This is a genomic window from Thioclava sp. UBA3469 (assembly GCF_002378135.1).
Lineage (GTDB): Bacteria > Pseudomonadota > Alphaproteobacteria > Rhodobacterales > Rhodobacteraceae > Thioclava > Thioclava sediminum.
Genome location: NZ_DFRG01000105.1, coordinates 21,109 through 39,379, shown reverse-complemented (window position 1 = coordinate 39,379; position 18,271 = coordinate 21,109). Strand labels below are relative to the sequence as shown.

General features: G+C 65.3%; 16 protein-coding genes. 11 read left to right on the top strand and 5 right to left on the bottom strand.

All coding sequences use genetic code 11. The features are described from left to right. Positions 1–659: TVP38/TMEM64 family protein (locus B3D39_RS08945; protein WP_286789610.1), on the bottom strand; the 659-nt coding region annotated here is incomplete at its 3' end. Between the two features lie 134 nt (positions 660–793). Between B3D39_RS08945 and B3D39_RS08940 the strand changes: the two genes are divergently transcribed. Together B3D39_RS08940 and nagA are read left to right on the top strand one after the other, a co-directional pair. Continuing rightward, positions 794–1,615: a BadF/BadG/BcrA/BcrD ATPase family protein gene (locus tag B3D39_RS08940; RefSeq protein WP_274962311.1), complete on the top strand. Its 822-nt coding sequence runs from the start codon at positions 794–796 to the stop codon at positions 1,613–1,615. Next, positions 1,603–2,745: an N-acetylglucosamine-6-phosphate deacetylase gene (gene nagA / locus B3D39_RS08935; RefSeq protein ID WP_274962310.1), complete on the top strand. Its 1,143-nt coding sequence runs from the start codon at positions 1,603–1,605 to the stop codon at positions 2,743–2,745. Before B3D39_RS08940 ends, nagA begins: the two co-directional genes overlap by 13 nt. Here the strand turns inward: nagA and serB are convergent. Then, positions 2,721–3,593, bottom strand: coding sequence for a phosphoserine phosphatase SerB (gene serB, locus B3D39_RS08930; protein ID WP_274962309.1), 873 nt, complete (start codon positions 3,591–3,593; stop codon positions 2,721–2,723). The genes nagA and serB overlap by 25 nt on opposite strands. Before the next feature lie 159 nt (positions 3,594–3,752). Between serB and B3D39_RS08925 the strand changes: the two genes are divergently transcribed. The 3 genes from B3D39_RS08925 to B3D39_RS08915 all read left to right on the top strand — a co-directional run bounded on the left by B3D39_RS08925 (position 3,753) and on the right by B3D39_RS08915 (position 7,367). After that, entirely contained in the window at positions 3,753–4,898 is a 1,146-nt protein-coding gene (locus B3D39_RS08925) for a phosphoserine transaminase (RefSeq protein WP_274962308.1), read from the top strand. 70 nt (positions 4,899–4,968) lie between these two features. Beyond that, entirely contained in the window at positions 4,969–6,564 is a 1,596-nt protein-coding gene (gene serA / locus B3D39_RS08920; RefSeq protein ID WP_078522305.1) for a phosphoglycerate dehydrogenase, read from the top strand. A 68-nt stretch (positions 6,565–6,632) separates the two neighbouring features. Then, a complete protein-coding gene (locus B3D39_RS08915; RefSeq protein ID WP_274962306.1) occupies positions 6,633–7,367 on the top strand; it encodes a metallophosphoesterase family protein in 735 nt (244 codons plus the stop codon). Positions 7,368–7,370: 3 nt separating this feature from the next. Here B3D39_RS08915 and B3D39_RS08910 read toward each other — a convergent pair whose 3' ends face one another. Continuing rightward, on the bottom strand, positions 7,371–8,243 hold the full coding sequence (locus B3D39_RS08910) for an MBL fold metallo-hydrolase (RefSeq protein WP_078550876.1): 873 nt from the start codon (positions 8,241–8,243) through the stop codon (positions 7,371–7,373). Positions 8,244–8,406: 163 nt separating this feature from the next. Here B3D39_RS08910 and B3D39_RS08905 point away from each other — a divergent pair, with 163 nt between their 5' ends. After that, positions 8,407–9,582, top strand: coding sequence for an acetyl-CoA C-acyltransferase family protein (locus B3D39_RS08905; protein WP_274962305.1), 1,176 nt, complete (start codon positions 8,407–8,409; stop codon positions 9,580–9,582). Between the two features lie 143 nt (positions 9,583–9,725). Next, positions 9,726–11,939 (top strand): response regulator, encoded by a 2,214-nt coding sequence (locus tag B3D39_RS08900; protein ID WP_274962304.1) that lies wholly within the window; start codon positions 9,726–9,728, stop codon positions 11,937–11,939. Here the strand turns inward: B3D39_RS08900 and recQ are convergent. Both recQ and B3D39_RS08890 read right to left on the bottom strand, forming a co-directional pair. Beyond that, entirely contained in the window at positions 11,936–13,999 is a 2,064-nt protein-coding gene (gene recQ / locus B3D39_RS08895; RefSeq protein WP_274962303.1) for a DNA helicase RecQ, read from the bottom strand. The genes B3D39_RS08900 and recQ overlap by 4 nt on opposite strands. Further along, a complete protein-coding gene (locus B3D39_RS08890) occupies positions 13,999–14,298 on the bottom strand; it encodes a YggT family protein (protein WP_075775346.1) in 300 nt (99 codons plus the stop codon). The genes recQ and B3D39_RS08890 overlap by 1 nt, the downstream gene beginning before the upstream one ends. Positions 14,299–14,425: 127 nt before the next feature. Here B3D39_RS08890 and B3D39_RS08885 point away from each other — a divergent pair, with 127 nt between their 5' ends. From B3D39_RS08885 to B3D39_RS08870, 4 genes are all read left to right on the top strand, one after another. Next, a complete protein-coding gene (locus B3D39_RS08885) occupies positions 14,426–14,959 on the top strand; it encodes an acyl-CoA thioesterase (protein ID WP_078541655.1) in 534 nt (177 codons plus the stop codon). 103 nt (positions 14,960–15,062) lie between these two features. Further along, positions 15,063–16,418, top strand: a complete 1,356-nt coding sequence (locus tag B3D39_RS08880) for an MFS transporter (protein ID WP_274962302.1) — start codon at positions 15,063–15,065, stop codon at positions 16,416–16,418. Then, on the top strand, positions 16,415–17,311 hold the full coding sequence (mepA, locus tag B3D39_RS08875) for a penicillin-insensitive murein endopeptidase (RefSeq protein WP_078541653.1): 897 nt from the start codon (positions 16,415–16,417) through the stop codon (positions 17,309–17,311). The genes B3D39_RS08880 and mepA overlap by 4 nt, the downstream gene beginning before the upstream one ends. Next, the gene (locus B3D39_RS08870; RefSeq protein ID WP_274962301.1) at positions 17,284–18,213 is read left to right on the top strand and encodes an esterase-like activity of phytase family protein; all 930 of its coding nucleotides are present in this window, start codon (positions 17,284–17,286) and stop codon (positions 18,211–18,213) included. Before mepA ends, B3D39_RS08870 begins: the two co-directional genes overlap by 28 nt. The last annotated feature ends 58 nt before the right edge of the window (positions 18,214–18,271 follow it).

The following is an 18,271-nucleotide window of genomic DNA, read 5'->3' as shown; positions in this document are numbered from 1 at the left end:
TTGCGTGCCCATACCCGCAGCGCCGCGCGCGCGACCCAGGGAAACACCGCCAGCGCCGCGAAGGCACCCAGCAGCCCCGGCGAGACGATCCCCGGCAGGCTGTTCAGATCGCCCAGTTGCGCGCCCGCCGCGACATAGACGGCCGTGCCGGGCAGCATGCCGAGCTGCGAGACGGCATAGAATTTCCACGCCTTCATCCGGGTCAGCCCGAATGCGAGGTTGATGACGAAGAACGGCACGACCGGAATCAGCCGCAGCGAGAACAGGTAGAACTCGCCGTCGCGCGCCGCCCCTTTCTCGATCTTCGCCAGCCGCGGGCCAAGCCGTCCGCGCACCCAGTCGCGCATCAGGTAGCGCGCGACCAGAAAGGCCAGCAGCGCCCCGATGGACGACGCGAACGAGATCAGCACAAGCCCCTGCCAGAACCCCAAAAGCGCCGCACCCAGCAGCGTCAACCAGACCGCGAAGGGCAGCGACAGCGCCGTCACCACGACGTAAGTGACGAAGAACCCGATGGGCAGCGCCAGCGGATGCGCATCGCGCCACGCGGCGAGGCTGTCGCGCAGCGCGCGCAGCCGCTCGGGGTCGGGATCGGCCACCAGAAAGGCCGCGATCACCGCCAAAGCGATCAGGCCAAGGAATATCAGAGGTTTGCGCATGGTCCTCCCGTGGGTCACGCCCCAGTGATAGAGGCGATGCGATCTTTCCCCAAGTCGTTTCGCGCGCGGATTTCGTTACGCGCTTTCTCTCGGAGCCGCTATTTGGCACTGTTACGCACAAAACGGAGGCGGGGATGCATTTCATTGCAGTCGATGGCGGAGGCAGCGGGTGCCGGGCGGTGTTCGCCGACGGTTCTGGCCGCGTCATCGGGCGTGGCGAATCCGGCCCTGCGAATATCGCCTCGGACTATGACGAGGCGCGCCATCACATCTTCACCGCAATCGAAACCGCGATGGGCACTATCGACGCGCGCGAGATTCGCGCGGTGCTCGGGCTGGCGGGGGCGAACCATGCGTCGGCCGCAGAGGCGCTGGCTGCAGATCTGCCGTTTCCGGCCCGCGTCGTGCAGGACGTGACGACCTCGGTGCGCGGTGCGCTGGGGCCCGAGGACGGGATCGTCGCGGCCATCGGCACCGGCTCGTTTTTCGCGCGGCAGCTGGACGGGGAGCAGCATGCCATCGGCGGCTGGGGCTTGCGGCTGGGCGATGAAGGCTCGGGCGCGTGGATCGGCCGGGCGCTCGGGATGCGGGCCGGACGTGCGCTCGACGGGTTCTGTGCGGTGACGCCGCTCCTGCGCGAACTGCTCGAAGAGATGGATGGGCGAAACGGGTTGATCGCCTTCAGCCTCGACGCGACCCCCGCCGATTGGGCGCGCTTCGCGCCGCGCATCCTGCAATCGACCGACCCCGCCGCCGTCGCCGTGCGCGATGCGGCGCAGGCCGAGATCCGCGCGGCGATTGCGCTGCTGCAACCCGAGGAGCCGCTTCCGGTGACGTGGCTCGGCGGGCTTGGAGAGGGGCTTGCGCTGGGCGACTGGCCGCAACGGGCTGCGAAAGGCAACGCGCTGGGCGGCGCCTTGGCATTGGCTATGGAGGATGCGTTTTGGACAAGCTGATCCTGACGGGCGCGCGCGTTTTCGACGGCACCGCCTTCCATGAAAACCATGCGATTGTGCTGGAACAGGGTCGAATTTCGGCGCTGTGTCCGATCGCGGAGATGCCCGAGGGCGAGGTTGTCGAGTTTCCGGGCGGCACGCTCGCGCCGGGCCTCGTCGATCTGCAGGTGAATGGCGGGGGCGGCGTGATGCTCGACGGGTATGCGACGTTCGAGACGATCTCCACCATCTGCGCCGCGCATGCCGATCTTGGCGCGACCACGATCCTGCCGACGCTGATCACCGACACCCGCGCCGCGACCCAGACCGTGCTGGCGGCAGGCATCGCCGCCGTGACGCGCGTTCCGGGATTCGGCGGGCTGCATCTGGAGGGCCCGCATCTCGACCCGAAGCGCCCGGGATGTCATCCGCCCGGCTGCATCCGCCCGCTGGACGAGGAAGACATCGAGACGCTGCTGGAGGCGAAGACCGGGCTGCCTGCGCTCATCATGACGCTCTCGCCCGCCAATGCGACGCCCGAGCAGATCGCGCGGCTGTCCGAGGCCGGGATTGTCGTCAGCCTCGGCCATTCCGAGTGCAGCTTTGCCGAGGCGCAGGAGGCCATCGCGGCGGGCGCACGGATGGTCACGCATCTTTTCAACGCGATGAGCCAGCTGGGCAGTCGCGAACCAGGCCTCGTCGGCGCGGCGCTGTCGCAGCCGGTCTCCGTCGGTCTGATCGCGGATGGCATCCATGTGCATCCCGAGACGATCCGGCTGGCGCTGGCGGCGAAACGGCAGGGCGAGGTCTTCCTTGTCTCCGACGCGATGGCCTGCGCCGGGTCCGATCTGATGGAATTCGATCTCGCCGGTCGCCGCATCCTGCGCCGCGACGGGGCGCTGCGGCTGGAGGATGGCACGCTTGCCGGGGCCGATCTGTCGCTGCCGCAAGCGGTGCGCTTCATGATCGAGACAGTGGGCGTCTCACCGGAACAGGCGCTTGCCATGGCAAGCCGTATCCCGGCCGAGGCAATCGGCGCGCCGGTGGGCCGGATCGCACCGGGCTTCGCCGGGGATCTGGTGCATTTCGATGATGACTGGCGCCTGACCGAGGTCTGGCAGGGCGGTCAGGCGAAATCCTCCACCGCGTAGCCCTGAATGTAGAGAAGCGCGCTCAGATCGCCGAAGTTGATCCGGATGTCGCATTCCGCGGCGACCGAGGGCTTGGCATGCAGCGCCACGCCCGCACCGGCGAGCTTCAGCATCCCCAGATCATTCGCCCCGTCGCCCACGGCCATGACCTGCGCGTGATCCAGTTTCAATTTTTCCGAAATTTCCAGTAAAGCCTGAACCTTCGCCTCGCGCCCGAGGATCGGCTGTGAGGGCACGCCCGTCAGTTTGCCATCCTCGACCAGCAGCAGGTTCGCGCGGTTCTCGTCGAACCCAAGCGTCTCCGCCACATAGCCGGTGAACGCGGTGAACCCGCCCGAGACCAGCGCGCAATAGGCGCCGTTGGCCTTCATCGTCGCGACCAGATCGTGCCCGCCCGGCATGAAGCTGATGCGCTTTTCGATCACCTCGGAAATCACGCTCTCGGGCAGACCTTTCAGCAGCCCGACCCGCTCGGTCAGCGCGCCCTCGAAATCCAGCTCGCCATTCATCGCCCGCGCGGTGATCTCTTTCACCCGCTCGCCCACACCCGCGACATCGGCCAGCTCGTCGATGCATTCCTGCTGGATCATCGTCGAGTCCATATCGGCCAGCAGCATCTGCTTGCGCCGCCCCTCGGTGGGCTGCACGACCAGATCGACGCCCAGCCCCTGCAGACCCTCCCAGGCCTGCCAACGATTCGACGGCACGCGGTCCACCATGAACTCCGCCGCGACATTCGGGTTGAGCCAACGGGCCGCGCCACCACCCCATGCACCGCAAAGCGCATCCAGCGTGCCTTGATCCAGATTGGCCTCTTTCGGGTCAGCGATCAGCGTGGCGGTAAACATGCGCGCTCCTTGGGGAATGTCGGTTCAAATGTCGTATCCGTGACCTGATGCGGCGCATTAGACCAAAAATTCTCCTTGCACCAGAGCGGGCGCGAGCGTATCTGCGGCGGCGGGACACCCTTCCCCAACGAAGGGCATATATCTGGAAGGATACCAGCAATGGCTATTCAAGCTCCGGCTACGCGGCCGGCAAACCCGCGTTTTTCTTCGGGCCCCTGCACGAAGATCCCCGGTTTCTCCCTCGACATGCTCAATGACGCGCCGCTGGGCCGTTCGCACCGTGCCGCTATCGGCAAGGCGAAGCTGAAAGAGGCGATCGACACCACCCGCGAAATTCTGGGCGTGCCCGCCGATTACCGCATCGGCATCGTGCCCGCCTCCGACACCGGCGCCGTCGAAATGGCGATGTGGTCGCTGTTGGGCGAGCGCAAGGCGACGATGGTCGCTTGGGAAAGCTTTGGCGCGGGCTGGGTGACCGACGTGGTCAAGCAGCTCAAGATCGAGGCCGAGACTAAGACCGCCGACTATGGCGATATCGTCGATTTCTCCACCATCGACTTCAACACCGACGTGGTTTTCACGTGGAACGGCACCACCTCGGGCGTGCGCGTCCCCAATGGTGATGCGATCCCGGCGGACCGTGAAGGCCTGACCATTTGCGACGCCACCTCGGCCGCTTTCGCGATGGACCTGCCCTGGGACAAGCTCGATGTCACCACCTTCTCCTGGCAGAAAGTGCTGGGCGGCGAAGGCGGTCACGGCGTGCTGATCCTGTCGCCCCGCGCCGTCGAGCGGCTGGAGAACTACTCCCCCGCCTGGCCGCTGCCGAAGATCTTCCGCATGACCAAGGGCGGCAAGCTGAATGAGGGCATCTTCAAGGGTGAGACGATCAACACTCCCTCGATGCTCTGCGTCGAAGATTACCTCGTTTCGCTTACTTGGGCGAAATCGGTGGGCGGGCTGAAAGGCCTGATCGCGCGTGCCGATGCCAACGCGAAAGTCGTCTGGGATTTCTGCGCCTCGAAGCCGTGGATCGCGAACCTCGCCAATGATCCGGCGACCGCGTCGACCACCTCCGTCTGCGTGAAGTTCACCGACGATCGCATCAAGGACGGCGCGGCCTTCGCCAAATCCGTCGCGAAGCGGCTCGAAGCCGAAGGCGTGGGCCTCGATCTCGGCGCGTATCGCGACGCCCCGGCCGGTCTGCGCATCTGGTGCGGCTCCACCGTCGAGACGGCGGATGTCGAGGCGCTGATGCCTTGGGTCGAATACGCTTTCGAGGCCGAGATCGCCGCGCAAGCGTGATCCGTGACAGATTGGCGGGCCTCCGGGCCCGTCCTTTCCCGATATTCTGAAAATTCAAGGAGCCCAGAAAATGGCCCCCAAGGTTCTCGTCTCCGATAAACTCTCGGAAACCGCCGTCCAGATCTTCCGTGACCGTGGCATCGAGGTCGATTTCGAACCCTCGCTCGGCAAGGACAAGGAAAAGCTCGCCGAGGTGATCGGCAAGTATGACGGTCTCGCCATCCGCTCGGCCACCAAGGTCACGGCGAAACTGCTCGAAAGCGCGACCAACCTGAAAGTCGTCGGCCGCGCCGGTATCGGCACCGACAATGTCGACAAGGAAGCCTCGAGCAAGAAAGGCGTGATCGTGATGAACACGCCCTTCGGCAACATGATCACCACCGCCGAGCACGCCATCGCGATGATGTTCGCCGTTGCGCGCCAGATCCCCGAAGCCGATGCCTCGACGCAGGCTGGCAAATGGGAGAAGTCGAAATTCATGGGGGTCGAGCTGACCGCCAAGACGCTCGGCGTGATCGGTGCGGGCAATATCGGCGGCATCGTCTGCGACCGCGCGCGCGGCCTGAAGATGAAGGTCGTGGCCTACGACCCCTTCCTGAGCGAAGAGAAGGCGGCCAACATGGGCGTCGAGAAGGTCGAGCTGGACGAGCTGCTGCGCCGCGCCGATTTCATCACGCTGCACGTGCCGCTGACGGATTCGACCCGCAACATCCTCTCGAAGGAAAACCTGCAGAAAACCAAGCCCGGTGTGCGCATCATCAACTGTGCGCGTGGCGGTCTGGTGGACGAGCAGGCGCTGGCCGATCTCATCAAGTCGGGCCATGTCGCGGGCGCGGCCTTCGACGTCTTCGCCGAGGAACCGGCGACGGATAACGTCCTCTTCGGCCTGCCGAACGTGGTCTGCACGCCGCACCTCGGCGCCTCGACCACCGAAGCGCAGGAAAACGTCGCCCTGCAAGTGGCAGAGCAGATGTCGAACTACTTGCTGGACGGCGCCGTCGAGAACGCGCTCAACATGCCCTCGATGACCGCCGAAGAGGCGAAAGTCATGGGCCCGTGGGTGAAACTCGCGCAGCACCTCGGTGGCTTCATCGGTCAGATGACCGAGGATGCGATCAAGGCGATCAACATCACCTTCGACGGTGTGGCGTCCGAGATGAACCTCAAGGCGCTCGACGCCGCCGTGGTTTCGGGCATCCTGAAAGCCAGCCAGCCGGACGTGAACATGGTCTCCGCCCCGGTCATCGCGAAAGAGCGCGGCATCCAGATCTCGACCACCTCGCAGGACCAGACCGGTATCTTCGAAGGCTACATCAAGGTCACCGTCGTCTCGGAAAGCAAGGAACGCTCGATCGCGGGCACCGTGTTCTCGGATGGCAAGCCGCGCTTCATCCAGATCAAGGGCATCAACATCGACGCCGAAGTGGGCGAGCACATGCTCTACACCACCAATGACGACGTGCCCGGCATCATCGGCAAACTCGGCACGATCCTCGGCGAGAAGGGCGTGAACCTCGCGAACTTCACCCTCGGTCGCTCCAAGCAGGGCGGCGAAGCGATCGCGATTGCCTATGTCGACGAGGCTGTCGGCCAGGACGTGGTCGACGCGCTGAAAACCTCGGGCGGCTTCAAGCAGGTCAAACCGCTGGAATTCGTCCTCGGCTGACTTAGCTGAACGGTTGAATCCGGGCCCTCCGCCGCGCGCGGGGGGCCTTTTCATTGGAAGGGACAGGCATGCGCACCTATGCGATCGGCGACATTCACGGACATCTCGACAAGCTCAAGCGCGCGCATGAGCTGATCGCAACGGATCGCGCGGCCTGCGGCGAGACCGAGGCCCCGATCGTGCATGTCGGTGATCTGGTCGATCGTGGGCCGGACTCTGCCGGGGTGATCGATTACCTGATGAAGGGCCAGCAGGCCGGCGAGAACTGGATCGTGCTGCGCGGCAATCACGACCGGATGTTCCTCGGCTTCCTCGACGATCCCTATACCGAAGACCCGATCCTGAGCGCGGAGGTCTCCTATCTCAATCCACGCGTGGGCGGCGAGGCGACGCTGGAGAGCTACGGCATCGCGAACGCTTTCTCCCGCCCGCTCGACGAGGTCGCAAAGGAGCTATCCGCGATCCCGCAGTCTCATCGCGACTGGCTCGCTGGACAGCCCGCCTATTTCCCTCGCGGCGAGGCAATCTTCGTTCATGCGGGCATCCGGCCCGGCGTGGCGATGGAGGATCAGGTGGAGGATGACCTGCTGTGGATCCGCAAACCCTTCCTGACCGACCCGCGCGACCACGGGGCGCTGATCGTGCATGGCCATACAAATATCAAGGCGGCCACCCATTACGGTAACCGCCTCAATCTCGATTCCGGCGCGGGCTATGGTCACCCGCTCTCGACCGCAGTCATCGAAGGCCGCGACGCGTGGCTTCTGACGCCCGAGGGCCGGGCCGAACTGCCGCGCGGCTGAGCGTTACCGCGGCTCGAAATAGTCGAGCGGGATTTTCAGGTAAGACCGCCCGTCCCCCTCGGCCTCGGGCTTGCGCCCGCCGCGGATATTCACCTGCAACGCAGCCAGCATCAGTTTCGGCAGCGGCAGGGTCGCATCACGCTCTTCACGCGTCTTGATGTACTCCTCGCGGGTGATGCCGTCCTTGACGTGCTTGTTGCGCTTGCGGTGATCAGCCACGGTCGCGCCGGTCTGCGGCTCCTTGCCCTCGCCGGGATAGTCGTGCCCGATGAACAGCCGCGTCTCGGCGGGCAGATCGAGGATCGCCCGGATCGAGTCCCACAGCTCGGCCGCAGAGCCGCCCGGGAAATCCGCCCGGCTCGTGCCGCTTTCGGGCTGCATCAGCGTATCATGCACGAAGGCCGCATCGCCCACGACATAGGTGATCGAGGCCAGCGTATGCCCGGTCGACAACATCACCTTCACATCGAGATTGCCGATCCTGAACGTCTCGCCCTCGGCGAACAGGTGATCCCATTGCCGCCCGTCCTGCGGCAGCTCGGGCGTGTTGTAGATCTCGGCCCAGAGGCTTTGCACCTTGCGCACGCGCTCGCCGATGCCGCGCTTCGCGCCCAGTTTCTCGGCCAGCCAGACGGCGGAAGAAAAGTGGTCGGCATGGGGATGCGTATCGAGCACCCACTCCACGTCGATCCCCTCGGCCTTCACGTAATCGAGGATTTTCTCGGCGTTGCCCAGCGTCGTGGCGCCCGCCTGATGGTCGTAATCCCAGACCGGATCGACCACGGCCCCCTTCATCGTATCGGGGTCGTGAAAGACGTATTGCCAGCTTCCGGTGGGTTTATCCCAGAACCCTTTGACGATCGGGTTGGCAGTCATGTCGGCCTCCTAGTCATATTCGTTTTCTAGAATGTGTCCCCTTGGCCGAGAGTTTCAACCCACCGCCCGGCCAAATGACGTCTCGTCATAACCGCGTGGCCCTGCTGGCGCGGGGTCAGCCCATTCGCTACCCTCGCGCCGACCCAAACATTGGAGGCTACCCATGACCGGTATCGTCATTCTCTCCGGCACCCGCACGCCCATCGGCACGTTCGGCGGCACGCTGTCCGGCTTCGCGCCGATCGACCTCGCCACCCATGTCTCGAAAGAGGCGATCTCGCGGGCGGGCGTCTCGGCGGACAAGATCGGTCAGGTGGTCTTCGGCCATATCATCAACACCGAACCGCGCGACATGTATCTCAGCCGCGTGGCGGCGGTGAACGCAGGCGTCCCGGTCGGTACGCCCGCGATGAACGTGAACCGCCTTTGCGGCTCCGGCGTGCAGGCGGTCATCTCGGCGGCGCAGATGCTGATGATGGGCGATGCCGATTTCGCGCTGGCAGGCGGCGCCGAGGTGATGAGCAAATCGCCCTATATCCTGCCCGCCGCCCGCTTCGGTCAGAAGATGGGCGACGCGAAGATGCTCGACATGATGACCGGCGCGCTGTCGTGCCCCTTCGGCACCGGCCATATGGGCGTGACCGCCGAGAACGTGGCCGCCGAGTGTTCGATCTCGCGCGAAGAGCAGGACGCCTTCGCGATGGAAAGCCAGGAGCGCGCGGCGAAAGCGATCTCGGAGGGTCACTTCAAGGAAGAGATCGTCCCCGTCGAGATCACGACGCGCAAGGGTACGACCGTCTTCGACACCGACGAGCACCCGAAACAGACGAGCCTCGAGAAGCTCGGCTCGCTCAAGCCGGTCTTCCAGAAGGACGGCTCGGTCACGGCGGGCAACGCCTCGGGCATCAATGACGGTGCGGCGGCACTGGTTCTGGCCCGCGAAGAGGCCGCGAAAGAGGCGGGCCTGACCCCGCGCGCCAAGATCACCGGCTACGCCATCGCGGGCGTGCGCCCCGAGGTGATGGGCCTCGGGCCGATCCCCGCCGTGCGCGCGCTGCTGGAAAAGACCGGCATGCAGGCCTCCGATTTCGACTGGATCGAGAGCAACGAAGCCTTCGCCTCGCAGGCGCTGGCCGTCTCGCGCGAGCTGGGGCTGGATGCGTCGAAGGTGAACCCCGATGGCGGAGCGATCGCGCTCGGTCACCCGGTCGGCGCGACCGGCGCGATCCTGATCGTGAAGGCGCTGCACGCGCTGGAGCGCACCGGCGGCAAGCACGGCCTCGTCACCATGTGCATCGGTGGCGGCCAAGGCATCGCGCTGTCGATCGAGCGTCTCTGAGACCCGGTCTTTGAGGGTCAAGCGAGCGGGCAATCCATAGCAATTTAGGGATTTTCCCGCCCGCCCCTCATCGCGGTTAACCCGCCTTTCACGCAGCACTGCAACTCTGCCTCCCGGACCATACGGGGGGCTTTGCCGCGTCCATGCACAAGGCGATCGCAGAGAAACTGGCACAGGAACGCCGCGGACGGCTCGCGGCGGAAAAGCTGTTGGAGCAGAAGCGCCAGGAGCTGTTCGCCGCCAACCAGAAGCTCGCTCAGCACGCGCGAATGCTCTCTGATCAGGTGGTGGAGCAGCGCGAGGGCCTCGCCCGTGCGCTCAGCGAACGCGAAACCCTGCTGGGCGAGAACAGCCGCGTGCGCAACGATCTCGAGCGGGCCAATTCGCTCGCCCAGATCGCGCAGGCGCGGCTCTGGCATGCGGTCAATTCGATCTCGGACGGCTTCGCGGTCTTCGACAGCGACCTGCGCCTCGTCGCCGCCAACGAACTGTTTCTGGCCTTCTTCGAAGGGGAAATCGCGATCGGTCCCGGCGTCTCCTATGACGAGGTGACGCGCATCGCGGCAGAAAGCGGCTTCTTCGACCTGCAGGGGCGCGACCCGCTCGATTGGCATTTCGAGATGTGCGAACGCATCCGCCGCACCGAAATCCCCCCGATGGAGCTGCGCACGCAGGATGGCCGCTGGTTCCGGCTCAACGACACGTGGGGCGCGCAGGGCGATCTGGTCACCTTCGCGCAGGACATCACCGGCGCCGTCGCGCGCGAGGTCGAACTGCGCGAAGCCCGCGACCGGGCGGAGGCGGCGAACCGCGCGAAATCCGCCTTCCTCGCCAATATGAGCCACGAGATCCGCACCCCGATGAACGGCGTCGTCGGCATGGCGGACCTGCTGGCCGAGACCGATCTGACCGAAGAACAGCGCCTGTTCGCCGAGACCATCCGGTCTTCGGGCGAGGCGCTTCTGACCATCATCAACGACGTGCTGGATTACTCGAAGATCGAGGCGGAGCGGATGCGGCTTTACCCCGAACCCTTCGATCTCGAACGCTGCCTGCACGAGGTGATGGTGCTGTTGCAGCCCTCCGCCAAGGACCGCGAGGTGAAGCTGCTGGTGGATTACGACCTGTTCCTGCCCACCCGCTTCGAGGCCGATCCCGGCCGAATGCGGCAGATTCTGACCAACCTTCTGGGCAATGCGGTGAAATTCACCGATGCCGGTCACGTCCTCGCCCGCGTCGTGGGGGTCGAACGCGAGGCCGGTCACTACGAGCTGCATATCACGGTCGAAGATACCGGCATCGGCATCGCGCCCGAGCTGCTCGATCACGTCTTCGGCGAGTTCAATCAGGTCGAGGCCGAGAGTAATCGCAAATTCGAAGGCACAGGCCTCGGCCTCGCGATCACCCGCCAACTGGTGGAGCTGATGGGCGGCGAGGTCTGGGTGGACAGCGTACTTGGCGAAGGCTCGTGTTTCGGCGTGAAGATCGTGCTGCCCCGCGCCGAACCGGTCGAACCGATCGGCGCCCCCTCCCCGCCGATCACGCTGCGCGCGGCGCTGGTGGTCGACGACCTTCTGGTCAATCGCGTCATTTTGGAACGGCAATTGCAGACCTACGGGCTGGAGGTCACGCTCTGCCGCTCGGGCGAGGAGGCGTTGCAGGTGATCGAGGATGGCAGCGCCTTCGACGTGATCCTGACCGATCACCAAATGCCCGCGCTCGACGGGGTCGCGCTGGCGCAGAGGCTTCGGGCGGATGGCGGTGACGTGCCGATCCTGCTGCTCAGTTCCGACCCGGAGGCTGCGAAAGCCGCGATGGCCGAGGGTATCACTGGCTGCCTGCAAAAACCGGTGCTGCGCTCAGAACTGTTCCGCGCATTGCAGGACCTGTCGCGGGCGGCCGATGCCACGCCCGAACCGCCGCCCCCCAATCCGCCGCCAGCCCCGACCGAGCGGCGCGCGATGCGCGTCCTCGCCGCCGAGGATAACCGCACCAATCAGCTGGTCTTTTCCAAGATGGTGAAGGATCTCGATATCGATCTGCGCTTCGCCAATAACGGCCATGAGGCGGTCGCGCTGTGGCGCAGCTTCCAGCCCGATCTGATCTTCATGGATATCTCGATGCCCGGCATGGACGGGCGCGAGGCGGCGCGCAAAATCCGGGCCGCGGAAGGCTCCGCGCATGTGCCGATCTGCGCGCTCACCGCCCACGCGATGGAGGGCGACAGCGAAGGCATCCTCGCCGCCGGGATCGACCACTACCTGACCAAGCCCCTGAAAAAGCGTGAGATTACCGTACGCATCCTGTCGGACCGCCCCGCAGATGCGCGCCCGCCCGCGATCGGCCAACCCGCCTAGCGGTAGTCGGCCAACACCGCTAGAAACGCCTCGGCAAAACGGTCGAGCTTCGCCTCGGGCAGGTTGGAAATCCGGGCGAGGTCGTCGCGCGAGCGCGGCTTCGTCTCGGCGATCTTGCGGATCGTCGAGGCCGAACAGGAGAGCGGGCGATCATAGCCATCCGCGCCGCGTTCGAGATTTCGCTGCGCATCGGCCAGACGATCGTATATCTCCCCCTCGGTCGAACCTGCCAGCTTGCGGCGCAGCGGGTGCATCTCTTCCACCGCGCCCGCGATCACCTCCAGAAACTCCGTGCCGTAGCTTTCCAGCTTCTTGGCACCGACACCGCTGATCCCCGCCATCTCGTCGAGCGTTCCGGGGCGTTTCTCGGCCATCTCGATCAGGGTGCGGTCGGTGAAGACGACATAGGCGGGCACGCCCTGCGCCTCGGCCAGCGCGCGCCGCTTCGCCTTCAGCGCCGACAGGAGCGGCGCGTCGTCGTCGCTGACAAGCGTCCGCACAACATGCTTGGTCTTCGCCTTCGCCACCAGATCGCGGCGCAGCGTGATCGACTGCTCGCCGCGTAGGATCGGATGGGCGGTCTGGGTCATCACCAGCGCGCCGTGCCGCGATGCGTCGGGCCGGATCAGGTCGTGCCCCATCATCTGCCGGAACACCGCCTGCCATTGCGGACGGCTCAGATCGCGCCCGACCCCGTAGGTCGGCAGCTTGTCATGGCCCCATTGCTTGATCTTGTCGGTCTGCGAGCCCAGCAGGATCTCGATCAGATGCCCCGCGCCGAACCGTTCCTCGGAACGAAGCGCGGCGGACAGCGCCTTGCGCACGGCCTCGGTGCCGTCGAACAGCTCGGGCGGCGTATCGCACAGATCGCAATGCCCGCAGGGCGCGGCCTCTTCACCGAAATAACGCAGCAGTTTCACCCGGCGGCATTCGGTCGCCTCGGCCAGACCCAGAAGCGCGTTCAGACGCCCGTGATCGGCCTCCTTGCGCTCGGGCGGGGCGAGCCCCTCGTCGATCTGGGACCGGCGCAGCTTGATGTCGTCGGGCCCGTAAAGCGTCAGCGTCTCGGCGGCGGCGCCATCGCGACCCGCACGACCGATCTCCTGATAATAGGCCTCAATGCTTTTGGGCAGATCGGCATGGGCGACCCAGCGGATATCGGGCTTGTCGACGCCCATCCCGAAGGCCACCGTCGCGACCACGATCAGCCCGTCTTCCTGCTGAAAACGGGTCTCCACGGCGCGGCGGTCATCGGCCTCCATCCCGCCGTGATAGTGACAGGCCAGATGCCCGGCCTCACTCAGCGCCTTGGCCAAACTCTCGGTTTTAGCCCGCGTGCCGCAATAGACGATCCCGGACTGACCTTTGCGCGCCGAGGCGAAGCGCAAAATCTGTTGGCGCGGCTGATCCTTGGGCGAAAACGCGAGGTGAATATTCGGACGGTCGAAGCCACGCAGGAAGCTCTCGGGGGGCAGCCCGTCGAACAGGCGCGTGACGATCTCGGTCCGGGTTTCTTCGTCGGCGGTCGCGGTGAAGGCCGCGAGCGGCACGCCGAGGCTGCGGCGCAGCTCGCCGATGCGCAGGTAATCGGGGCGGAAATCATGGCCCCACTGGCTAACGCAATGCGCCTCGTCCACCGCGATCAGGCTGACGCCTGCGCGCTTCAGCAGATGCTGAGCCCCGCCCGAGGCCAGACGTTCGGGCGCCATATAGAGAAGCTTCAGCCGCCCCTCGTCGATCGCGGTGAAGACCTCTTCGGTCTCCTCCTCGGTATTGCCCGAGGTCAGCGCACCCGCCTCGACGCCGGCCTGCTTCAACGCGCGGACCTGATCGCGCATCAGCGCGATCAGCGGCGAAATCACCACCGTAACGCCCTCGCGCGCCAGCGCAGGCAACTGATAACACAGGGATTTCCCGCCGCCCGTCGGCATGATCGCCAGCACGTTCCGGCCGTCGATCACCGCGCGCACGATCTCTTCCTGACCGGGCCGGAAGGCGTCGAACCCCCAGACCCGCGCCAGTAGCTCTGCGGGTGCCTCGGCTGCCGCAGCCGCTGGCATCAGAAGCTGTTGCCGTAGAAGAAGGCCGCGTTGTTGAACAGCGCCTGACGGATGATGATCAGGATGATGAAGGCCACCAGCGGCGCCAGATCGAGCCCGCCCGTATCGGGCAGGAAGCGCCGGATGCGCCCGTAGATCGGCTCCAGCAGGTTATTCAGGCCGAACCAGATTTGCGCCACCAAGGGTTGGCGCAGGTTCAGCACCTGAAAATTGATCAGCCAGCTCATGATGATATGGGCGATCATGACGAACCAGATGACGTTCAGGATCAGCACCAGGGCCTGAAAGAGCGTGACCATCGAAACCTCCGCTTTGGATCGCAAAGACAGGTAAGCGAGGCGCAGCCCCATTGCAACCGCAGGCTGGCGCGCATTTTCCGTAACGTCTCTCTTGACCGCCCCGCTGCGGCGCAGCACCTCTTGGCGCATGTATCCCGTTATCCGCATGGCCAAAGAGATCGTGAAGTTCCGCAACGCCCCGGCGTTGCCGATCACGGGCACCCATGTCAGCCAGCATATCTGCTGGCCGTGGGACATCGACCTGTGGATGGAGCTCAACAACGGGCGCACGCTGACGCTTTTCGATCTGGGGCGGATTCCGCTCGCGATCCGCACCGGGCTCTGGGACGCGCTCAAGCGCAACAAATGGGGCATCGTGGTCGCCGGGAACACCACGCGGTATCGCCGCCGCGTGCAGGCCTTCCAGAAATTCGAGATGCGCTCGCGCTGCCTCGGCTGGGACGATCGCTGGATCTGGCTCGAGCATGCGATGTTCACGAAGGACGGCGAGTGCACTTCGCATGTGCTGATCCGCGGGGCGGTGACCTCCAAGAAAGGTATGATCCCGCCCGCGCAGGTTCTCGCCGAGATGGGGCAGGATGCGACCTCGCCGCCGCTTCCCGAATTCGTGACCGCCTGGGCCGAGGCCGACCACAAGCGCCCCTGGCCGCCGCAGATGTAACACTGCCGCCAGCGCGGCCTGCCTAACCCGTCGAAACCCTTGCCAGATCGTCCCTTTTCGGGCTTGATCGCCGCAATTGCTGGCGCGGCGGGGAGAGGGCGACATGATCACGGCGAAGAAACGCATCTGGGGCTGGTGGTTCTTCGACTGGGCGAGCCAACCCTATAACACGCTGCTGGTCACCTTCATCTTCGCGCCCTTCGTAAAAGACCTCATGGGCTCGGGCACGGCGGCGCAGACCGTCTGGGGCTATGGCGTCGGCATCGCCGGGATCCTGATCGCGCTCGGCTCGCCCTTCCTCGGTGCGGTCGCGGACCGCTCGGGACGGCGGATGCCGTTCATCTGGGTCTTCTCGGTGATGTATGTGCTGGGCGCCTGGGGGCTGTGGTATGCGGTGCCGGGCGATTTCAAGCTGATGGCGATCATGATCAGCTTCGCCATCGGCATGATCGGCATGGAATTCGCGACCACCTTCACCAATGCGATCCTGCCTGATCTGGGCCCGCGCGAAGAGATCGGGCGCATCTCCGGCTCGGGCTGGGCGTTCGGCTATATCGGCGGGATGATCACGCTGTTCATCATGCTCCTGCTGCTGCAGGCGAGCCCGACGACCGGCAAGACGATGCTGGGGATCGATCCGCTTTTCGGTCTCGACGTCGCCACGCGAGAGGATACCCGCGCGGTCGGGCCGCTCACCGCGATCTGGTATGCGGTCTTCATGATCCCCTTCTTCTTCTGGGTCCGCGAGCCGCGCAAACCCGACGCGCTGCCCATCGGCACGGCACTGCGCGGCGCGTGGCCGGAACTGCGCGCCACGCTGAAGGCACTGCCGCATCGCCGTTCGCTGACCTCGTTCCTGCTCAGCTCGATGTTCTACCGCGACGCGCTCAACGGCATCTACACCTTCGGCGGGCTCTATGCGGCGGGCGTGTTGAACTGGTCGATCACGCTGATCGGCCTGTTCGGCATCCTCGGCACGATCACCGGGGCGACCTTCGCATGGCTCGGCGGCAAGGCCGATGACCGCTGGGGGCCGCGCACGGTCATCATCACCTCGCTTGTGATCCTGACGCTGGTCGTGATCGGCATCGTGATGATCTCGCGCGAAAGCGTCTTCGGCATGGCCGTCACCCCCGACAGCAAACTCCCCGACATCGCCTTCATGGTGCTGGGCGGGATGATCGGGGCCTGCGGCGGCGCGCTGCAATCGGCCTCGCGGACGATGATGGTGCGTCAGGCCGACCCGGAAAAGATCACCGAGCATTTCGGCCTCTACGCACTTTCGGGCAAGGCCACGGCCTTCATCGCGCCGCTCGCCATCGGGATCACGACGCAGATAAGCGGAAATCAGTCGACGGGCATCACACCGATCATCGTTCTTTTGCTTTTGGGCCTGGTCCTGCTAGGATTCGTGAGAAGTCACGGAGACCCTGCGCCCGAAGGACCCCCCACATCATGATCGCGAAATTTCTCGTCGCCGCTCTTTCTTTCAGCCTTATTTCTGCGCCCACATTCGCCGAACCGCTCGCCCGCCAACTTTTCGGCTCCAAGGCGAGCGCGTCGGCGCAGGCGCCTTCGGCCATCGGGTTTTACTCGCGTGGCTGCGCCGCAGGCCTTCAGCGCATGCCCGAGAGCGGACCGACTTGGCAAGCGATGCGCCTGTCGCGCAATCGCAACTGGGGCCAGCCCGCGATGCTGACCTACCTGCAGGACCTGTCGCGCTACGCGGCCTCGCTGCCGGGCTGGAACGGGCTCTATATCGGTGACATTTCCCAGCCGCGCGGCGGCCCGATGACCGGCGGCCATGCGAGCCACCAGATCGGACTGGATGCCGATATCTGGATGCTGCCCGCGACGAACCTGAATCTCAGCCGAGCCCAGCGGGAGAAAATCTCCTCGATCTCGGTGCGCACCGCCGATCAGCGCCACACCAATTCCAACTGGACGCCGCAGCACCTCGCACTGATGCGCCACGCCGCTGCCGATCCGCGAGTCGACCGTATCTTCGTGGCCGCCGCCGTGAAGATCGCGATGTGCAACACGGTGCCGCGCAACGATCGCGCATGGCTGCAGAAGATCCGTCCGATGTATGGCCACAACACGCATTTCCACGTCCGCCTGAAATGCCCGCCCGGTGCGCGCTATTGCGAGACGCAGAAACCGACCGTGGCGCAGCTCTCGAAGGGAGGCGATGGCTGTGACGACACGCTGAACTGGTGGGTGACCGATTATCTCAACCCGCCGAAGACTGCGGCCAAGCCCAAGCCGAAAGGGCCGCCGAAGAAAAACGCCAAAACCTACGTCATGTCGGACCTGCCCAACCAATGCCGCGCCGTTCTTACCTCGCGCTGATTGCAGGTGCGGGGCTGGCCATTCTCGGAGGGCTCGCGCCCGCCGGGCCGCATCCTCGCGCGCAATTCCTGCAAAGCTTTCACTGGACCATGCCGGGCGTGTTCGTCTTCGGCGGGTTTTCCGGGCTTGAGCTGGGACCGGACGGAGGCGATTTCGTCACCCAGTCGGACCGCACGACCATCTGGCGCGGGCATCTCGATCGCGACGCCGCTGGCCAGATCAAGGACGTGAGGGTCACCCAAGGACCGAACTGGCTGCACAGCTCCAAGGGCGCGGCGCTGACCCGTCATCTGGGAGACAGCGAAGGCTTGGCGCTGGCGCCGGACGGCTCGGTCTATATCTCCTTCGAGGGTCTGGCGCGGGTGTCGCATTTCCCGACCGATGGCGGCCCGGCCGAATTGCTGCCACGCCCGGATGCCTTTGCGAAGATGCAGAACAACTCCTCGCTCGAGGCGCTGGCGATCGACGATCAGGGCACGCTCTACACGATGCCCGAACGCTCGGGCGCGAAAGACAGGCCCTACCCGGTCTGGCGCTATCGCGACGGCAAATGGGATCAGCCCTTCGCCATCCCGCGCTCCGAGAACTGGCTACCCGTCGGTGCGGATTTCGGCCCCGATGGCCGCTTCTACCTGCTGGAGCGCGACTTCTGGGGGCTACTGGGCTTTCGGACGCGCGTTCAGGTCTTCGACATCAACGGCGACTCGATCTCGGGCGGCGAGGTTCTTCTGGAAACCGGCGCCGGGCGTCACGACAATCTCGAGGGCCTTTCGGTCTGGCGCGACGACAGCGGCGCGATCCGCCTGACGATGATTTCCGACGACAATTTCCGGTTCCTGCAGCGCACCGAGATCGTGGAATACGTCCTGCCTGAGACGCGCCGCACCGCCAAAAAGGATTGACGCAACGCGTTCGAGCGCGTATCGCGCGCCCTTGCCCGGAGGGTTCCGGGCCATGTCT

Excerpts from the sequence above, each read along its gene's own strand:
- mepA (WP_078541653.1), top strand. The coding sequence starts at position 16,415 with ATGATCGCGAAATTTCTCGTCGCCGCTCTTTCTTTCAGCCTTATTTCT.
- serA (WP_078522305.1), top strand. The coding sequence starts at position 4,969 with ATGGCCCCCAAGGTTCTCGTCTCCGATAAACTCTCGGAAACCGCCGTC.
- B3D39_RS08910 (WP_078550876.1), bottom strand. The coding sequence starts at position 8,243 with ATGACTGCCAACCCGATCGTCAAAGGGTTCTGGGATAAACCCACCGGA.
- B3D39_RS08885 (WP_078541655.1), top strand. The coding sequence starts at position 14,426 with ATGTATCCCGTTATCCGCATGGCCAAAGAGATCGTGAAGTTCCGCAAC.
- B3D39_RS08940 (WP_274962311.1), top strand. The coding sequence starts at position 794 with ATGCATTTCATTGCAGTCGATGGCGGAGGCAGCGGGTGCCGGGCGGTG.
- B3D39_RS08915 (WP_274962306.1), top strand. The coding sequence starts at position 6,633 with ATGCGCACCTATGCGATCGGCGACATTCACGGACATCTCGACAAGCTC.
- B3D39_RS08900 (WP_274962304.1), top strand. The coding sequence starts at position 9,726 with ATGCACAAGGCGATCGCAGAGAAACTGGCACAGGAACGCCGCGGACGG.
- B3D39_RS08925 (WP_274962308.1), top strand. The coding sequence starts at position 3,753 with ATGGCTATTCAAGCTCCGGCTACGCGGCCGGCAAACCCGCGTTTTTCT.
- recQ (WP_274962303.1), bottom strand. The coding sequence starts at position 13,999 with ATGCCAGCGGCTGCGGCAGCCGAGGCACCCGCAGAGCTACTGGCGCGG.
- B3D39_RS08870 (WP_274962301.1), top strand. The coding sequence starts at position 17,284 with ATGCCGCGCCGTTCTTACCTCGCGCTGATTGCAGGTGCGGGGCTGGCC.
- serB (WP_274962309.1), bottom strand. The coding sequence starts at position 3,593 with ATGTTTACCGCCACGCTGATCGCTGACCCGAAAGAGGCCAATCTGGAT.
- B3D39_RS08890 (WP_075775346.1), bottom strand. The coding sequence starts at position 14,298 with ATGGTCACGCTCTTTCAGGCCCTGGTGCTGATCCTGAACGTCATCTGG.
- B3D39_RS08905 (WP_274962305.1), top strand. The coding sequence starts at position 8,407 with ATGACCGGTATCGTCATTCTCTCCGGCACCCGCACGCCCATCGGCACG.
- B3D39_RS08880 (WP_274962302.1), top strand. The coding sequence starts at position 15,063 with ATGATCACGGCGAAGAAACGCATCTGGGGCTGGTGGTTCTTCGACTGG.